At 75.0% G+C, this 15702-nt stretch carries 12 protein-coding genes; 3 read left to right on the top strand and 9 right to left on the bottom strand.

All coding sequences use genetic code 11. The features are described from left to right. Positions 1 to 46 precede the first annotated feature (46 nt). Positions 47 to 3643: a carboxylic acid reductase gene (gene car / locus MCM47_RS26460; protein WP_238864208.1), complete on the top strand. Its 3597-nt coding sequence runs from the start codon at positions 47 to 49 to the stop codon at positions 3641 to 3643. A gap of 110 nt (positions 3644 to 3753) precedes the next feature. Here car and MCM47_RS26455 read toward each other — a convergent pair whose 3' ends face one another. Next, the gene (locus MCM47_RS26455) at positions 3754 to 5220 is read right to left on the bottom strand and encodes an aminopeptidase P family protein (protein ID WP_238864207.1); all 1467 of its coding nucleotides are present in this window, start codon (positions 5218 to 5220) and stop codon (positions 3754 to 3756) included. A 174-nt stretch (positions 5221 to 5394) separates the two neighbouring features. Here MCM47_RS26455 and MCM47_RS26450 point away from each other — a divergent pair, with 174 nt between their 5' ends. Next, complete coding sequence (locus tag MCM47_RS26450; RefSeq protein ID WP_238864206.1) at positions 5395 to 6042, top strand: helix-turn-helix domain-containing protein; 648 nt, start codon at positions 5395 to 5397, stop codon at positions 6040 to 6042. Between the two features lie 237 nt (positions 6043 to 6279). Here the strand turns inward: MCM47_RS26450 and MCM47_RS26445 are convergent, their stop codons facing one another. The 8 genes from MCM47_RS26445 to MCM47_RS26410 form a co-directional block, all read right to left on the bottom strand. After that, positions 6280 to 7302, bottom strand: coding sequence for an NAD-dependent protein deacetylase (locus MCM47_RS26445; RefSeq protein WP_238864205.1), 1023 nt, complete (start codon positions 7300 to 7302; stop codon positions 6280 to 6282). 532 nt (positions 7303 to 7834) lie between these two features. Next, positions 7835 to 8221, bottom strand: a complete 387-nt coding sequence (locus MCM47_RS26440) for a VOC family protein (RefSeq protein ID WP_238864204.1) — start codon at positions 8219 to 8221, stop codon at positions 7835 to 7837. 401 nt (positions 8222 to 8622) lie between these two features. After that, the gene (locus tag MCM47_RS26435; RefSeq protein WP_238864203.1) at positions 8623 to 9591 is read right to left on the bottom strand and encodes an STM4011 family radical SAM protein; all 969 of its coding nucleotides are present in this window, start codon (positions 9589 to 9591) and stop codon (positions 8623 to 8625) included. Next, positions 9588 to 10988, bottom strand: coding sequence for an STM4012 family radical SAM protein (locus MCM47_RS26430; protein WP_238864202.1), 1401 nt, complete (start codon positions 10986 to 10988; stop codon positions 9588 to 9590). The genes MCM47_RS26435 and MCM47_RS26430 overlap by 4 nt, the downstream gene beginning before the upstream one ends. Continuing rightward, positions 10985 to 11803, bottom strand: coding sequence for an STM4013/SEN3800 family hydrolase (locus tag MCM47_RS26425; protein WP_238864385.1), 819 nt, complete (start codon positions 11801 to 11803; stop codon positions 10985 to 10987). The genes MCM47_RS26430 and MCM47_RS26425 overlap by 4 nt, the downstream gene beginning before the upstream one ends. Before the next feature lie 116 nt (positions 11804 to 11919). After that, positions 11920 to 13062, bottom strand: coding sequence for an STM4014 family protein (locus MCM47_RS26420; protein ID WP_238864201.1), 1143 nt, complete (start codon positions 13060 to 13062; stop codon positions 11920 to 11922). Further along, entirely contained in the window at positions 13043 to 13978 is a 936-nt protein-coding gene (locus tag MCM47_RS26415; RefSeq protein WP_238864200.1) for an STM4015 family protein, read from the bottom strand. The genes MCM47_RS26420 and MCM47_RS26415 overlap by 20 nt, the downstream gene beginning before the upstream one ends. Before the next feature lie 109 nt (positions 13979 to 14087). Continuing rightward, positions 14088 to 15041 (bottom strand): STM4015 family protein, encoded by a 954-nt coding sequence (locus tag MCM47_RS26410; protein ID WP_238864199.1) that lies wholly within the window; start codon positions 15039 to 15041, stop codon positions 14088 to 14090. A gap of 155 nt (positions 15042 to 15196) precedes the next feature. Here MCM47_RS26410 and MCM47_RS26405 point away from each other — a divergent pair, with 155 nt between their 5' ends. Beyond that, the gene (locus tag MCM47_RS26405) at positions 15197 to 15523 is read left to right on the top strand and encodes a hypothetical protein (protein ID WP_238864198.1); all 327 of its coding nucleotides are present in this window, start codon (positions 15197 to 15199) and stop codon (positions 15521 to 15523) included. Positions 15524 to 15702 lie beyond the last annotated feature (179 nt).

Here is a 15702-nt window from a genome sequence, read left to right as displayed (position 1 = left end):
GGGGCCCGGGCACCGGCCCAACGACCCCTCACACACCGGAGCACCCATGTCCGAACACCAGCCGGGCCGCGACCTCGCGGCCCGGGCCGCGGCGCTGCGCGCGCACGACCCCGACTTCACCGCCTCCGTCCCGTCCCCTGACGTCGCGGAAGCGGTCCGGGCGTGCGAGGGCGGCCTCGTCGCCACCATCGAGACCGCCGTGCGCGGCTACGCCGACCGTCCGGCCCTCGCCCGCCGCGCCGAACGGATCGTCCGGGACACCGCCACCGGCCGCAGCACCCGCGAACTCCTGCCCGCCTTCGAGACGGTGAGCTACGCCGAACTCTGGCAGCGGGTCGGCCGGCTCGCCACCGCCTGGGCCGACCCGGCCGGCGGCGGCCTGCGGCCCGGTGACTTCGTCGCCACCCTCGGCTTCACCGGCGTCGACTACGCCGTCATCGACCTGGCCTGCATGTACCTGGGCACCGTCTCCGTCCCGCTGGCCACCGGTGCACCCGCGCCCCGGCTGGCCCCGGTGGTCGCCGAGACGGAGCCCCGCCTGCTCGCCGCCGACATCGGCTCGCTCGACGCCGCCGTCGACACCGTCCTGGCCTCCGACAGCGTCGAGCGCCTGGTCGTCTTCGACTGCGACCTGCGCGTCGACGACCACCGGGAGGCGCTGCGCGCCGCCGCCGAGAAGCTGGACGGCCGGGCCGCGGTGGCGCCGCTGGCGGACGAGCTGCGCCGCGGCGCCGAACTCCCGCGCGCCGCACCGCACGAGGGCGATCCGGAACGGCTGGCCGGCCTGATCTACACGTCCGGGAGCACCGGCACCCCCAAGGGTGCGATCTACACCGCCGCCATGATCACCCGGATGTGGCAGAAGGCCTCCGGCGGCATGGCCGCGGTGGACGGCATACCCGTGCCGACCATCGTCCTGCACTACATGCCGATGAGCCACGTCAACGGCCGCTCCTGGCTGGTCTCCGCGCTCGCCTGCGGCGGCATCGGCCACTTCGCCGCCCGCGGCGACCTGTCCACCCTCTTCGACGACATCCGGCTCTCCCGCCCCACCGTGCTCAGCCTCGTCCCGCGGATCTGCGACATGGTCCACCAGCGCCACCTGCTGGAGGCCGAACGCCGCACCCGCGGCGGCACCGCCCGTGCCGAGGCCGAGGCGGCCGCGCGCGAGCACGTCCGGGACGGCATGCTCGGCGGCCGGATCATGAGTGCCCTGTGCGGCAGCGCGCCGCTGTCGGCCGCCATGCACACGTTCATGGGCGACGTCCTCGGCACGAAGATCATCGACTGCTACGGCTCCACGGAGACCACCCGCGCCGTCATCGTCGACCAGCAGGTCCGCCGCCCCCCGATCCTCGACTACCGCCTGGTCGACGTCCCCGAGCTCGGCTACTTCGCGACCGACCGGCCCCACCCCCGGGGCGAGTTGCGGCTCAAGTCGACCGACATGGTGCCCGGCTACTACCGGCAGCCCGAGGTCACCGCCCGCACCTTCGACGAGGACGGCTACTACCGCACCGGCGACGTGTTCGCCGAGGTCGGGCCCGACCGCCTGGTCTACGTCGACCGGATCAACAACGTCGTCAAGCTCTCCCAGGGCGAGTTCGTCGCGGTCTCGAAGCTGGAGGCGCTCTACTCCACCAGCCCGCTCGTCGCCCAGGTCTACGTCTACGGCAGCAGCGAGCAGGCGTTCCTGCTGGCGGTGGTCGTGCCCGACCGGGAGCGGCTGGGGCGGGCCGACGACGCCTGCGCCCGCGCGGCCGTCCTCGACTCGATGCGCGAACTCGCCCACGGAGCCGGCCTGTACGCCTACGAGATCCCGCAGGACGTGCTGATCGAGCGGCAGCCGTTCGGCCTCGCCAACGGACTGCTCTCGGGGGTCGGCAAGCTGCTGCGCCCCGCCCTCAAGGAGCACTACGGCGCCCGGCTGGAGCAGCTGTACGCGGACATCGCGGCCGGCCGGGCCGGCCAGCTCGCCGAGCTGAGCGCCCGCGACGGGGCGGTGGAACCGCTGGAGGCGGTCCGCACCGCCGTCCAGATCACCCTCGGCCACCCCGCGGCACTGGTGCGTCCGGAGGCCACCTTCGCCGAGCTCGGCGGTGACTCGCTCTCCGCCCACACCTTCGCGACCGTGCTGGAACGGGTCTTCGACACCGAGGTGCCGGTCCAGGCCGTGCTCGGCCCGTCCGCGACGCTGGCCCGGATCGCCGACCGCCTCGGCCGGGGCGCCGGGGCTCCGTCGCCGGGGACCGCGCCGGTCGGCCGCGAGCCGTCCGGCGCACCGGCGTCCGGCGCCACGGTGCCGCGGGCCAGCTTCGCCTCCGTGCACGGCGCGGACGCGGTCGAGGCCCGGGCCGCCGACCTCACCCTCGACCGGTTCCTCGACGCCCGCCTGCTCACCCCCGCGTCCGGGGCCGAGGCCGGCGCGCCGGACGGCCCGGCCCCGGTCCACGACGTGCTGCTCACCGGCCCGACCGGCTACCTCGGCCGCTTCCTCGCCGTCGAATGGCTCGAACGCCTCGCCCGGTCCGGGGGGCGGCTCACCTGCCTGGCCCGGGCGGAGGACGACACGGCCGCCCGCCGGCGCGTCCTCGACTGCCTGCGCGCCGCGGCGGGGGAGGAGCGGGCCGACCGGCTCGTCGAGGCTGCCGGGGACCGCCTCGACGTCCTGGCGGCGGACCTCGCCGAGCCGAAACTGGGCCTGGACGACGCCACCTGGGCCCGGCTCGCCGCCCGGACCGACCAGATCGTGCACGCAGCCGCCCTGGTCAACCACGTGCTCCCGTACCGGCGCCTGTTCACCCCGAACGTCGCCGCGACCGCTGAGCTGATCGCCCTGGCGCTCACCGGCCGCCCGAAGCGCTTCGCCTACGTCTCCACCATCGCCGCCGCGGTGCGCCCCGACGCGACACTGCTCGACGAGGCGGCCGACATCCGCGAGGCGCTCCCCGCCCGCCCGCTCGACGACTCCGACGCGAACGGCTACGCCACCAGCAAGTGGGCCGGCGAAGTGCTGCTGCGCGAGGCGCACGAACTGACGGGCCTGCCGGTCACCGTCTTCCGACCGGACATGATCCTGGCCCACCGCAGCCTCCCCGGCCGGCTGAACCTGCCGGACCGGTTCACCCGCGTCGTCCTCAGCGTCCTCGCCGCCGGCATGGCACCGCGCTCCTTCTACCGGCTCGACCGCGACGGCAGGCGCAGCGACCGCGCCCACTACAGCGGCCTTCCGGTGGACTTCACCGCCGAGGCGATCACCGCCCTCGCCGCCCACGGCGCGGCGGGCTTCACCACCTTCCACACCGTCAACGCGAACGACGACGGCATCTCGCTGGACGGGATCGTCGACTGGCTGATCGCGGCGGGCCACCCGATCGCCCGCTTCGACGACCACCGGGAGTGGCACATGCGCTTCGAGGCGGCGCTGCGCGGCCTGCCCGACCACCAGCGCCGGCTCTCCCTGCTGCCCCTGCTGCCGGCCTACGCCCGCCCCGGCGAGCCGCGGCCGGGCTCCGCGACCCCGGCCGCGCGCTTCACCGCCGCGGTCCGTGAGCTCGGCGTCGGCGGGGGCGAAGTGCCCTCGCTCACCCCGGAGTTCATCGGAAAGTGTGTCGCCGACCTGCGGTTGCACGGCCTGCTGTAGGGCGTCCGTGGGAGCACGGCCGGCCCGCACCGAGGGTGCGGGCCGGCCGTTCCGCTGCGGGGCGATCTGCGGGCGACCTGCGGGCGACCTGCGGGCGACCTGCGGGCGGCTCAGCCGCGGACGCGGGCCATCCAGGCCTCGACGTCGTCGGCCTGCCGCGGCAGACCGGCCGAGAGGTTCTCGTTGCCGTCGGCGGTGACCAGGATGTCGTCCTCGATCCGGACGCCGATACCGCGGTACTCCTCGGGCACGGACAGGTCGTCGGCCTGGAAGTACATCCCCGGCTCGACGGTGAGCACCATCCCGGGCTCCAGCGTGCCGTCGACGTACGCCTCGCGGCGGGCCACGGCGCAGTCGTGGACGTCCAGGCCGATCATGTGCCCGGTACCGGCCAGCGTCCAGCGGCGGTGCAGCCCCAGCTCGAACACCTCGTCCACCGAGCGGTCGCCCAGGAGGCCCCAGGCGACCAGGTGCTCGGCCAGCACGCGCTGGGCGGCGACGTGGAAGTCCCGGAAGGCCGCACCGGGCTTGACCGCGGCGATCCCGGCCTCCTGCGCGGCGTACACCGCGTCGTAGACCTTGCGCTGGATCGGGCTGAACCGGCCGCTGACCGGCACCGTGCGGGTGACGTCGGAGGTGTAGAGGTTGTCGGTCTCCACGCCGGCGTCGAGCAGCAGCAGCTCGCCGGGGCGGGCCTGGCCGTTGTTGCGCACCCAGTGCAGGGTGGTGGCGTGCTCGCCGGCGGCGCAGACCGACTTGTAGCCGATGTCGTTGCCCTCGGTCCGGGCGCGCAGGAAGAAGGTGCCCTCGATCACCCGCTCGGGGGTCGGCGTGTCCGCGCCCATCGTGCGGACGACGTCCTCGAACCCGCGGGCGGTCGCCTCGCACGCGAACCGCAGGTCGGCGATCTCGAACTCGTCCTTGACCAGCCGCATCCCGGACAGGAACTCGCGGAACTCCTCGTCCGCGCGCAGGCTCACCGCGTCGCTCAGCGCGGCCTCGACGTCCGTGTCGTGACCGCGCAGCAGCCGGACCGGGCCGGTGGCCTCGCCGAGCCGCTCCAGCAGCGTGCGGACGTCGCGGCAGGGCAGGCCGAGGAGCCGCTCGTTCTCGGTGAGGCTGGGGCGCCGGCCGTCCCAGAGCTCCCCGTGCAGGTCGAGCCAGAACTCGCCGTTCTCGCGGTCGGAGCGCGGCAGCAGGTAGGCGACCGCCTGGTGCCCGCCGTCCGCCAGGGGCTCCAGCACCAGGGCGGCGTCCTCGGACTGGTCGCCGGTCAGGTAGACGTAGTCGGACGACGGCCGGAAGGGGTAGTCCGTGTCGTTGGAGCGGACCTTCGGGTTGCCGGAGGGGATCACCAGCAGCTCACCCGGGAAGCGGGCGGAGAGCACGGCCCGGCGGCGGGCGGTGTGCGCGGCCTGCGGGATCGGCTCCAGATCGCGCAGCTCGGTGTCGCCCCACCCCTGGCGCATGTGCGCGGCGAGCTCCTCGCTCACCCCCTGGAGCAGGCCGTTCTTCCGCTTCTTGCGCTCGCTCACGGGGGCCTCGAACTCCTGGTTGTCGGGTGTCCGCTCGGTCACAGCCGTCTCCTGAATCGAATGGGGGTCCGGGCTGCCGCTCGACGGCAGCCGGCCGGCAGCCGGTCGGACACGGCGCGCGCTCCACCCCGGTCGGGGGAGCGAACGGCATCATGGCCTGGTCCGCCGGCACGACCTGTACGGTATATCGAACGGCATCGGGAGGAAAGAGGAAGCGTGAGCGCCACCGAGGGCTCGGTCCGGGACATGCTGGCCGCCAATCTGAAGCGGGTCAGGACCCAGCGAGGGCTGTCGCTCTCCGAGCTGTCCCGGCGGTCGAAGATCGGCAAGGCCACCCTCTCCCAGCTGGAGCAGGGCACCGGCAACCCGACCATCGAAACGGTGTTCAGCCTCGCCCGCGTCCTGGAGGTGCCCATCTCCGACCTGGTGGACCGCCCGCCGTCCCGCGAGGTGACGGTGGTCCGCGCGGCCGACGTCGAGGTGCTCAGCGGCAAGGGCGTCGACCTGCGCCCGCTGCGCCGGATCGAGTCCGCCGACGCCGTGTTCGAGGTCTACGACCAGCAGGTGCGGGCCGACGGCACCCAGGACTCCCTCGGCCACACCGGCACGGAGCACACCATCGTCCAGACGGGCCGGCTCGGTGTCCGGGTGGACGGGCGCGAGGTGGAGCTCGGCCCCGGCGACTACATCGCCTTCGACGCGGCGATGCCGCACTCCTACACGGCGCTGGACGGCCCGGTCCGGTCCGTCCTGCTGCTCCACTACCGGGCCGAGCAGCGCCTCCACCTCAGCACCCCGGCCCCCGGCGACTGCCGCCCCGACACCGCCCGGTGGCCGTCCCCGGACGCCCCGGCCGGGCAATGACCGGGCAGTGAGCAGGCGCCAGCCGTTTGGTTTACCGAACCCCCAGCCGTCGTACGGGTGCGGGGTGCGGGGTGCGGGGTGCGGGGTGCGGGGTGCGCGGGGCGTGGCGGCCTGGGGTGCGGGGTGCGCGGGGCGTGGCGGCCTGGGGTGCGGGGGGCGTCGGGTGCCGCCGGGCCGGGGCGCCGTCGCCGCGGGCGCCACCCGCCGGACCGGGTCGCGCCGACGCCCGGCGGACCGTCACCTCTGTTCGGTGGGCTGCGCCTGGGGCGTCGGTGCTTCGGCCGTCGGTGCTTCAGGCGTCGGTGCTTCGGGCGTCGGTGCCCCGGTGGGCGGAGTGAGGCGGTGCGCCAACGTGGTGAGCGTGGTGCCGAGCGGAAGTGCGACCGTCGCCACCGCGAGGTCGTCCCCGCGCGTCGAGCCCTGGTTGACGATCGCGACCGGCCGGCCGCTGCGGGCGGCGTGGCGCACGAACCGGAGCCCCGAGAGGACGGTCAGCGACGAGCCGAGGACGAGCAGCGCCCGCGCCGCGTCGACCAGCCGGTAGCACTGTTCGACCCGCTCCTTGGGCACGGCCTCGCCGAAGAACACCACGTCGGGCTTGAGTACGCCGCCGCAGGCCTCGCACGGCGCGATCCGGAACGCGGCCACCCGCGCGTCCGCCAGCTCGACGTCCCCGTCCGGGTTGAGCGTTGCGCCCGTCTCCCGGAAGCCGTCGTTCAGCGCCTCCAGCCGGCGGTCCAGCTCGGCGCGGGCGGTGGTGCGCCGGCACCCGAGGCAGACCACCCGGTCGAGCCCGCCGTGCAACTCCACCGCGTCAGCCGTCCCGGCCGCCCGGTGCAGCCCGTCGACGTTCTGGGTGATCACCGAGGACACGTGTCCCGACCGGCGGAGCGCCTCGACCGCGCGGTGCCCGGCGTTCGGCTCGGCGGCGGCGATCGCCCGCCACCCGACGTGGCTGCGCGCCCAGTACCGGCGCCGGGCGGCCTCGCTCCCGGTGAACTCCTGGTACGTCATCGGTGTGCCGCGGCGCCGACTGCCGGTGGCACCCCGGTAGTCGGGAATCCCGGACTCGGTGGACAGGCCCGCCCCGCTCAGGACGGCCACCCCGCGACCGGCCAGCAGCCGCTCCACCACCTCCAGCCCCGCGCCTGCCGCCGCGGTCCGGTAGGGGACGGCCGCGGTCCCGTCCGCCGCGGGGGACCGGCGCGCCGGCCCGGCTCGGCGTGCCACGGACTCCCCGGACGTCGGATACGCACCCATGGTCAGCAGCCTAGTCCTGCGCATCCGTGTGCGGATGGGGTCGGCGAGGGCCGACTGCGTCCGCACACGGATGCGGTCGGCCCGCGGCTCCCCGGTCTCGCCGGGGGACGCCGTCGGGGCGGCCCGGGGCGAGGTCGGGCGCGGTGTGCTCGTGTCCCCGGTCAGCGGCGAACCAGCGGGACACGGCCCGGCCGACCGCCGATCGAGGTGAGCGTGATGCCTGCTGCTGTGGCTCACGTGCCGTGGGCAAGCGATTCGGACCACAGGCTGGGGACGACACTTCCGCCGCCACCGTGAAGCAGTTCCGGCCCACCGGGCAGAGGGTGGACGGGAGCAGGGGTTGGACGGGCGCACCTGTGTCGGCCGGCGTCGCGGCACACGCCACTGTGTGCCGGGCCCGGGACGCGGTCGGCGCAGGAGGCCGAGCTGCCCGGGGAGCGCGCCGTCCGCGCCCGACGAAGCCCGCCGTCCACCCACGCGGGCGGGGCCGCAAGGGCCCCGCTCCGTGGGACGGTCCGGGCCGGCCGTCAGGTCAGCCGCTGCTGCGCTCGTTGACGCAGAGGATGTTCCCTTCGCTGTCCTTGAACCAGGCCGCGCGCATGCCCTCGGCCTCGGCCACGCCGTTGACCGTCTTCAGGCCCGGCATGTCGTACTCCTCGAAGGTGACTCCGCGGCCGCGCAGTGCGGTCATCGCGGCGTCGAGGTCGTCGACCTTGAAGCTGGCCAGGGTGTGCGCCGCCTGGCCCGCGCTCGGGGTCTCGTAGATGCCGAACTCGGTGCCGCCGCACTCGAACGTCAGGTCCGGTCCGCTGTCGTCGCTGAGCTTCGCGCCGAGGGTGTCGGTGTAGAAGCTCTTGGCCCGTGCAATGTCGGCTGCCGGGATGATGGCCACCAGTGGTGCGTCTCCAAGCATGTCCATCGCCTCCTCCTACTCACCAGGCTAGGCCTTGTCCGGCCGCTCGCAGGTCGACGCCGGTGTGACCGCGTTCGCGGCGCGACGGCGTCCCCGGTGCCGTCGCCGATCCGTGGCGATCCGGCCGGATCGCTCCGCGGACGGGTGCGGTGCTCCGGCGCACGGTGCGTCCCCGAACGGACTTCGGCAGGGACAAGGCGCTGCAGGTCCGGTACCGGGCGCCCCCGGCCCACGCGACGTCCACCACCGACTGCGCGGGCGTACGGAGCCGGCTCGGCCGAGGTCGCGGCGGTCGAGGCGGCCCGGTCGGCGGTCGACGTCGACTGACCCCGGCACCGACCCGATCCGTGACGGCGGCCGCCCGGGCGGCACCGGGACCGCCGTCACGGCGTGCCCGGTGCCGCCGGCTACCGTTGCGGCCGCCAGTCGTGCGGCACCCGCTCCAGGACGCCCCCGGCGAAGACCTCGTGGAGCGGCAGGGTCTCCAGGTGGACGTAGCCGATGTGGCAGTCGCAGACCGGCAGCGGGCAGGGGCGGGCCCGCAGCTGTGCCAGGTACGAGCCGTCGTACAGGTTGCCGAGGACGTCCCGGACGAAGTGGCAGCGGCGGACGGTGCCGTCGCCGTCGACCGACAGCACCGACTCGCCGGTGCGGCAGGGAAGGCCCGCGCTGGGGTGGGCGTGCCGGCTGTACCCGAAGTGCGGGTCGAGGGCCTGCCAGTCGGCGGCCACGGCGTCGGTGTAGGTGCGGCCCTCGGCCGCGTTCACCCACAGGTAGACCGCCGGGGAGAGCTCGGCGCGGAGCCGACGGGCCGCCGCCAGGTGACCGGGCTCGCCCACCACGCCGACGCTGTACCGCACGCCGAGCCGGTCGAGCTCCCGGCACTTGGCGAGGAAGCGCTCGTGGCCGACCTGCCCGGGGTGGTACGTCACCCAGAGCGCGAGCGTGGCGAGGTCGGCCTCGGCCAGCCAGTCGGTGCGGCAGCTGAGGTTGGTCTGGATCGCCACCCGCCGGACGTGCGGCAGACGGCTCAGCCCGACGAGGGCGCGCCGGTACCAGGACCGCACCAGGCCCTCGCCCCACGGGGTGAACAGCACCGACAGCGTGTCGCCCGTCCCCGCCCGGTCCGCGACCCAGCCGGTGAACCGTTCCAGCGCCGCACGGTCCGCCCGCAGTTGCTCCGGGGTGTCGCGCCGCTTCGCGAACGGGCAGTACGGGCAGTCGTAGTCGCAGGAGGCGAGCGGGCCCCGGTAGAGCAGGGACAGGTCGACGCCGCCGCCGGGCGCCGCGGGTGCCGGTGACCCGGCGGGTAGGGGTGACCCGGCGGGGGCGACGCCGGGCCCGGGGCCGCGCGAGGGCATGCCGAGGAAGGTCATTTCGCCTCGTACTCCGCCATCAGCCGGCGCACCTCGCCGGAGAACAGCAGCGGCCCGACCGCGTCCGAGTGCGCCAGCCCTTCGGGGGAGAGCACCAGGCGCCGACCGTTCCCGTCCGCCAGCCAGCCGCGTGCCTCGAACGCGGCCAGTTCGGCCGGGAAGTCCTCGGCGGGCGCGGAGCCGAACCTGGCCCGGTAGTCCGCCACCTCCATACCCTCGGCCTGGAGCAGCGACTGCAGGAGGTGGCGCCGCCGGGCCTCCTCGGGCGTCGTGTACCGCCCGTACTCGGCGCGGTGGAAGTCCTCGGTGGCCACGTACGCGTCGATGATGCCGCGGACCTCGCCGGCGTCGACGGCGTAGTCGAACGAGTAGTGCAGGCGTGAGGTGTAGGAGCGGGCGCCACAGCCGAGGCCGACCATGCCGTCGGTCTGGCAGGCGTACTCGCCGGCCGTGGCCTGCGGGGACGCGGCGCGGCGGAACATCCGCATCGAGACCTGCCGGTACCCCCGGTCGAGCAGGTGGTCGCGGCCGGTCCGGTAGAGCGCGAGCCGCCGGGCGTCCCACGCGGCCTGGCCCTCCGGCTCGCCGCGCCGGGCCAGGCCGGTCAACGGCCGGACGTACAGCGGGTAGAGGTAGAGCTCCTCGGGCTGCCAGGCGAGGGCGGCGTCCAGCGAGTGCCGCCAACTGGCCTCGGTCTGGCCGTCGATGCCGTAGATCAGGTCGATGTTGAGGACGGGGAACCCGGCGGTGCGGATCCGCCCGAGGGCGGCCTCGACCTCAGCGCGCTTCTGCGGGCGCACGGCGGAGCGGGCCTCGCGGTCGACGAAGGACTGCACGCCCAGGCTGAGGCGGGTGGTGCCGCGGGCGGCCAGCACCTCCAGCCGGTCGGCGGTCGCGGTGGCGGGGGACGCCTCCACGGAGAGCGGGACGGCCTGCAGGTCCGCGCCCATCCGCTGCTCGGCGATGTCGCAGAGCCGCTCCAGTTCACCGGCCGAGAGGTAGGTCGGCGTCCCCCCGCCGAACGCGGCCAGCGCGAACCGGGCGTCGCCGGCCAGCGCCTCGCGGACGGCCGCGGCCTGGCGGTCGAGCGCGTCCAGGTAGGCGGTGGTCAGGCCTTCGGGGCTGCCGATCCGGGTGAAGAGGTTGCAGAAGCCGCAGCGCACCTCGCAGAACGGGATGTGCAGGTACAGCGAGAGCGCGTGCTGCGGCTCACCGGCCCAGAGCTCGCGCAGTGGCGGGCGCTCCGGCAGCGCCCGGTAGGCGGTCTTGTGCGGGTAGGCGTAGACGTACGACTGGTACGGCGAGCCGGACTCGGGGGTGGCCGTTGGCGCCGGGCTGGCCGAGGTTCCCGGGGCGGTCGGGGTGACGGCGGGGGTGACGGCGGGGGTGACGGTCATGCGGTCGCTCCGGTGGCGGGGATGGTGAAGTGCGCGTACGGGACCGTCCAGACCACCTCGTGGCCGATCCGGTGGCCGGTGTAGCCGTCCTCGCCGTAGGCCGTGCCGTGGTCGGAGCAGACGATGGCGAAGCACGGCCGGCGGGCGCTCATCGTCGCGAAGAGCCGCCCGATGTGCGCGTCCACGTACTCGAGCGCTGCCGCGTGGCTGGCGCGGGAGTCCCCGTCCGCCCGGGTCGCTCCGGCCAGGTGGAACCAGTTGGGCTGGTGCAGGGCCGACACGTTGAGCAGGAGGAAGAGCGGCTGCTCCGGAGGCTGCTCCGCGGCCACCCGTTCGGCCCGGGCGACCTGTGCCTCGAAGGAGACGGGCGAGGGAACGCCCATCTCGGGCTCCCAGTGGCTCTCCTGGAACAGCCCCGGCAGTACCGAACCCAGGGCGCCCTGCTTGTTGAAGAAGCCGACGCCGCCGATGCAGACCGTTCGGTACCCGGCCGCGGCGAGGGCGCTCGGCAGATCGGGCGTGTCGAACACCCAGGTGCGCGGGGCGGTGGTCTCCGAACCGGCGAAGCGGGCCGCGAACAGCCGCGGGTGCGGCCCCTGGGGGGAGGCCGGGGTGGGCAGGAAGCCGGCCAGGATCGCCTGGTGCGCGGCGTAGGTGAAGCTGCCGGGCGAGTGCCGGCGCTCCCACCGGCCGCCGGGCAGGTGGGCGGCGAGGTTGGGGATCCGGCCCGCCGCCGCCAGCTCCTCGGCGACGTCGAAGCGCAGGGTGTCGAGGGTGACCAGGAGCAGGTCGTGGCTGCCCACCACGGCGTTCATGTCGGGCGCGGCGTTGACGGCGTTCGCCGTGACGGCGCTCGGGTCCGTGGCGGTGGTCGTCACGGTCGGGCTCGCGTCGGCGTCCGTGCGGTGGCGGGCGGGCGGGTGCTGGTGGTTCATCTGATCGGTTCCAGGCGTGGGCGGTCGGCCGGTCCGGGCCGGCCGTCGGGGTCGGTGCGGGGGAGTGCGGCGAGCTGGGCGGCGTAGGTGTCGAGTCCCTCGGCCGGGCCGCCGGGCAGACCGGTGAGATTGGGCAGCAGGTCGCCGAAGGCGTTCACCTCGCCGACCAGGCCCCGCCGCCAGCCGCCGGCCGGCAGCACGTCGACACCGACTACGGGGGAGTTCGGGAAGCAGGCGGCGGCCCGCTCGGCCGTTTCCAGCAGGGCCGGCCAGGCGTCGCCCGCGGCCCGCTGCGCGAGGTCGAGGCTGCCGCGGGCGCCACCGAGGTGGAGGTTGGTGATCGGCTGGGTGCTGGTCCGCACCACCGCGTGGGTGGCGCGCCCGCCGATCACCACCACCCGCAGGTCGGCCGAGCGCCCCGACTGCGAGGACTTGGGGATCCACTGCTCCACGTGCAGACCGTCGGGCGCGAGGCGGTCGACCAGCTCGGCCACCGTCCGTTCGTCCCGAAGGCGACGGACCCGCAGCGAGTTGTACAGCCGGCCGTCCGCCGACTCGACCGAGGTGGTGGCCAGGACCTGGCCGCGCGGGCCGAACTCCAGCGCCACCACACCGGACGCCGAGGAGCCGTGCACCGGTTTGACGAACACGCGGCGCAGCCCCGCGGCCCCCAGCCGGGCCCGCAGGTCCTCCCACCCGGCCACGGGCGGGCCGGCCAGGGCCCGGGGGACCGGCACCCCGGAGGCGGCCAGCCGGGCGTGGGCGCGGCGCTTGTCGAACATCACGGCGATCTCCTCGGGATCGCCCAGCAGGCGGACGCCCGGCACCCGGGCCACCGAGCGCAGGGCCGCCACGACGCCCGCGTACCAGGCCGCCCCGCCCTCGACCCGCGTCGGCTCGTAGCCGGCGCCCAGCACCGGTCGGCGCAGCAGAGCGTCCACGGCCTCGTCCTCACCCGGGGAGTCGATCCGCAACAGGCTGCCCTCGGGCACGCGGTACGTGCCCCGCAGGACGTCGATCCACGGCACCACGACGGGTTCGGGCAGGCCGGCGGCCCGGGCCGCGGCGGCGAACAGCGTCACCCGCCGGTGGCCCGGGTTGCCCAGCACCGCCAGCCGGCTACTCGGCGACCGCGACATAGCGGTCCTCCGGGTCGTCCTCGTGCTCGGGGTCGGAGAGGTCGACCTCCACTCCCGGCAGGGCCTGGCGCAGCCGCTCCTGCATCGGTTCGGTGAGGTAGTGGTGGTGCAGGTCGAGCGCCCGCAGGTGGGTGAGCGGCTGGCCCTCCAGCAGGGCGGCGGCGCCCTCGTCGCTGAGGACGCCCATCGAGAGGTTCAGGGACTCCAGCCGTGCCACCACCGGGGCCTGGGCGACGGCGGCGGCGATCTCGTCCTGGATCTCGCTGTTGGCCAGGCCGAGGTGGCGCAGTGAGGGGAAGCGTGCCCCGTCCAGGACGGGGGCGAGGTCGCCGAGGCCGGCGTCGCCGCCGTACTCGTCCACGCCGAGCCAGAGGTCGAGCCGCTCCAGCGCGGGCAGTTCGGACGCCGCCACCGCCTCCACCACCGAGCGCGGCAGGCCGCCCGCCTCGAACCGCAGGACCCTCAGCCGGTCGTGCTGGAACGCAGTGAGCGCCAGGCCGGTGCCGCCGCGCACCACGAGTTCGGTGAGCTGCGGGAACACCGTCGGCAGCGGGGTGACGTCGGCCATCTCCAACCAGGAGATCTCGCACTCGTCGTACGTCACGTCCGCGACGAAGAGCGCTTCGAGCGCCGGGAACAGCGCGGCGTCGCGGACGACCGCGGCCAGCGCGGCGGTGACGGGTTCGTAGTCCTCGGCCCACCAGGGGCCGATGACCAGCGCCTTCACCGCGGACGGGTCGACGGCGGCGTGGAAGGCCCGCCAGACGTCCTCGAACCCGGTGCCGGAGCCGTAGTCCACCGCGATCCGCCAGGCGACCGCGTCGGCGGCGGGCAGCTCCCGCCGGTCGCCGGGATCGGCGGAGAACGCGAACACGGGCAGCCCGTGGAACTCTTCGATGTGGCGGGAGACGGCCATGGTTTCTCCTGGCGGTGCTGGTGCTGGTGCTGGGGCTGGTGCCGGTGCTGGTGCTCGGCTGACGTGCGGGTGCAGGGTACGGGCCGGGGCGGGCCGCGGGGCGGTGTCGCTACTCGGCCACGGCGACGTACCGCCACTGGTCGTCGGGCTTGCCGGGCGCCGAGAGGTCGACCGCCACGCCGGGCAGGGCCTGGCGTACCCGTTCCTGCATCGCCTCGGTCAGGAAGTGGTGGTGCAGGTCGAGCGCCCGCAGGTGCGTGAGCGGCTGACCCTCCAGCAGGGCGGCGGCGCCCTGGTCGGTGAGGACGCCCATGGAGAGGTTGAGCGATTCCAACCGGGCCACGACCGGCGCCTGGGCGACGGCGGCGGCGATCTCGTCCTGCATCTCGCTGTCCTGCAGGCCGAGGTGGCGCAGCGCCGGGAACCGCGAGCCGTCCAGGAACGGCGCCAGGTCGTCCAGGGTGGCGTCACCGCCGTAGCCCGGCACGCCGAGCCAGAACTCCAGCCGCTCCAGCACCGGGAGATCGCTGCTCGCGACGGCCCGCAGCACCCGGGCCGGCAGGCCGCCCGACTCGAAGCGCAGGGCGCGCAGGTGCTCGTGGCGCACCGGCTGCAGCCCGATGCCCTCGCCCTCCACCGTCTCCCCGGCCGCGCCGCGCACCACCAGCTCCCGGAGCAGCGGGAACGTGGTGAGCACCGGCGTGACGTCGACCATGTCGATCCAGGAGATCTCGCTCTCCTCGTACGTGATGTCGCCGATGAACAGGCCGCGCAGCGCCGGCAGCCGGTCGGCCGACGCGAGGACGGCCGCCAGCGGTCCGGCGAAGCTCTCCGGACCGTCGTGCGACCACTCGCCGATCACCACCGCGGTGACCCGCCCGGTGTCCACCTTCTCGACGAAGTGCTCCCAGAGCTCCACGAACGTCCACGACGCGTCGAACTCGATGCCGACCTTCCAGGCGACCGACGCCGCGTCCGGCAGCTCGCCGTCCTGCTCGACCGCCCGGTAGAGGTCGAAGACCGGCAGACCGTGGAACTGCCGGATGTGCTCGTTGACCGTCATGCGCTGCTCCTCCGGGGTCGGGACCGAACAGATGTCTACCAGTCGGGTCGGACAATCCGGCGGCGGGGGCGTATTCCGGGCGCGTTGTCAGACCCTCGGTCTACGTTCCGGCCGTGGGAATCCGACGTCCGGTCGGTTCGAACGAGGGAGGGCTGATGTACCGCCAGGGTGACGTGCTGATCGTGCCGGTGGAGGAGGCCTCGGTGCCGCCGCGGGTGGCCGAGCTGCCCGGGCAGCCGAGGGACGTGCGGGGCCGGCTGGTGCTGGCCCTGGGCGAGGTGACCGGCCATGCGCACGCCGTGGTCGGCCCCGGGCGGCTGCGGCGGGAGGCCGGCCCGTTCGGCGCGGCCTGGCTGCACCTGCCCGAGGGCGGCCGGGTGGTGCACGAGGAGCACGCGGCGATACCGCTGCCCAAGGGCTGGTACCGGGTGGTCCGCCAGCGCGAGTACGTGCCGGGCGCGGTGCGGATGGTCGCGGACTGACGGGCCCACCACGGCCGGGCGGCCACCTGGCGGGCCGGCCGTCGGGCCGGTCGGGTGCCGTGGAGTCGGGCGCGCCCGCGCGGGCGGTGGCGGGCCGGTGCGGCCGCGCCGCCGGGGGGGGGGCAGCCGCAGGAGCGGGACGGGACACGGAAGTCGGACGGCCGGGCGGAGCGCCCCGG

Origin of the sequence: Kitasatospora sp. A2-31 (genome assembly GCF_022288725.1) — a bacterium.
Classification (GTDB): Bacteria; Actinomycetota; Actinomycetes; order Streptomycetales; family Streptomycetaceae; genus Kitasatospora.
Note: the sequence above shows the minus strand (reverse complement) of the source record. Positions and strands in the feature narration are given on the sequence as shown.

Excerpts from the sequence above, each read along its gene's own strand:
- car (WP_238864208.1), top strand. The coding sequence starts at position 47 with ATGTCCGAACACCAGCCGGGCCGCGACCTCGCGGCCCGGGCCGCGGCG.
- MCM47_RS26445 (WP_238864205.1), bottom strand. The coding sequence starts at position 7,302 with ATGGGTGCGTATCCGACGTCCGGGGAGTCCGTGGCACGCCGAGCCGGG.
- MCM47_RS26440 (WP_238864204.1), bottom strand. The coding sequence starts at position 8,221 with ATGGACATGCTTGGAGACGCACCACTGGTGGCCATCATCCCGGCAGCC.
- MCM47_RS26435 (WP_238864203.1), bottom strand. The coding sequence starts at position 9,591 with ATGACCTTCCTCGGCATGCCCTCGCGCGGCCCCGGGCCCGGCGTCGCC.
- MCM47_RS26430 (WP_238864202.1), bottom strand. The coding sequence starts at position 10,988 with ATGACCGTCACCCCCGCCGTCACCCCCGCCGTCACCCCGACCGCCCCG.
- MCM47_RS26425 (WP_238864385.1), bottom strand. The coding sequence starts at position 11,803 with ATGAACGCCGTGGTGGGCAGCCACGACCTGCTCCTGGTCACCCTCGAC.
- MCM47_RS26420 (WP_238864201.1), bottom strand. The coding sequence starts at position 13,062 with ATGTCGCGGTCGCCGAGTAGCCGGCTGGCGGTGCTGGGCAACCCGGGC.
- MCM47_RS26415 (WP_238864200.1), bottom strand. The coding sequence starts at position 13,978 with ATGGCCGTCTCCCGCCACATCGAAGAGTTCCACGGGCTGCCCGTGTTC.
- MCM47_RS26410 (WP_238864199.1), bottom strand. The coding sequence starts at position 15,041 with ATGACGGTCAACGAGCACATCCGGCAGTTCCACGGTCTGCCGGTCTTC.
- MCM47_RS26405 (WP_238864198.1), top strand. The coding sequence starts at position 15,197 with ATGTACCGCCAGGGTGACGTGCTGATCGTGCCGGTGGAGGAGGCCTCG.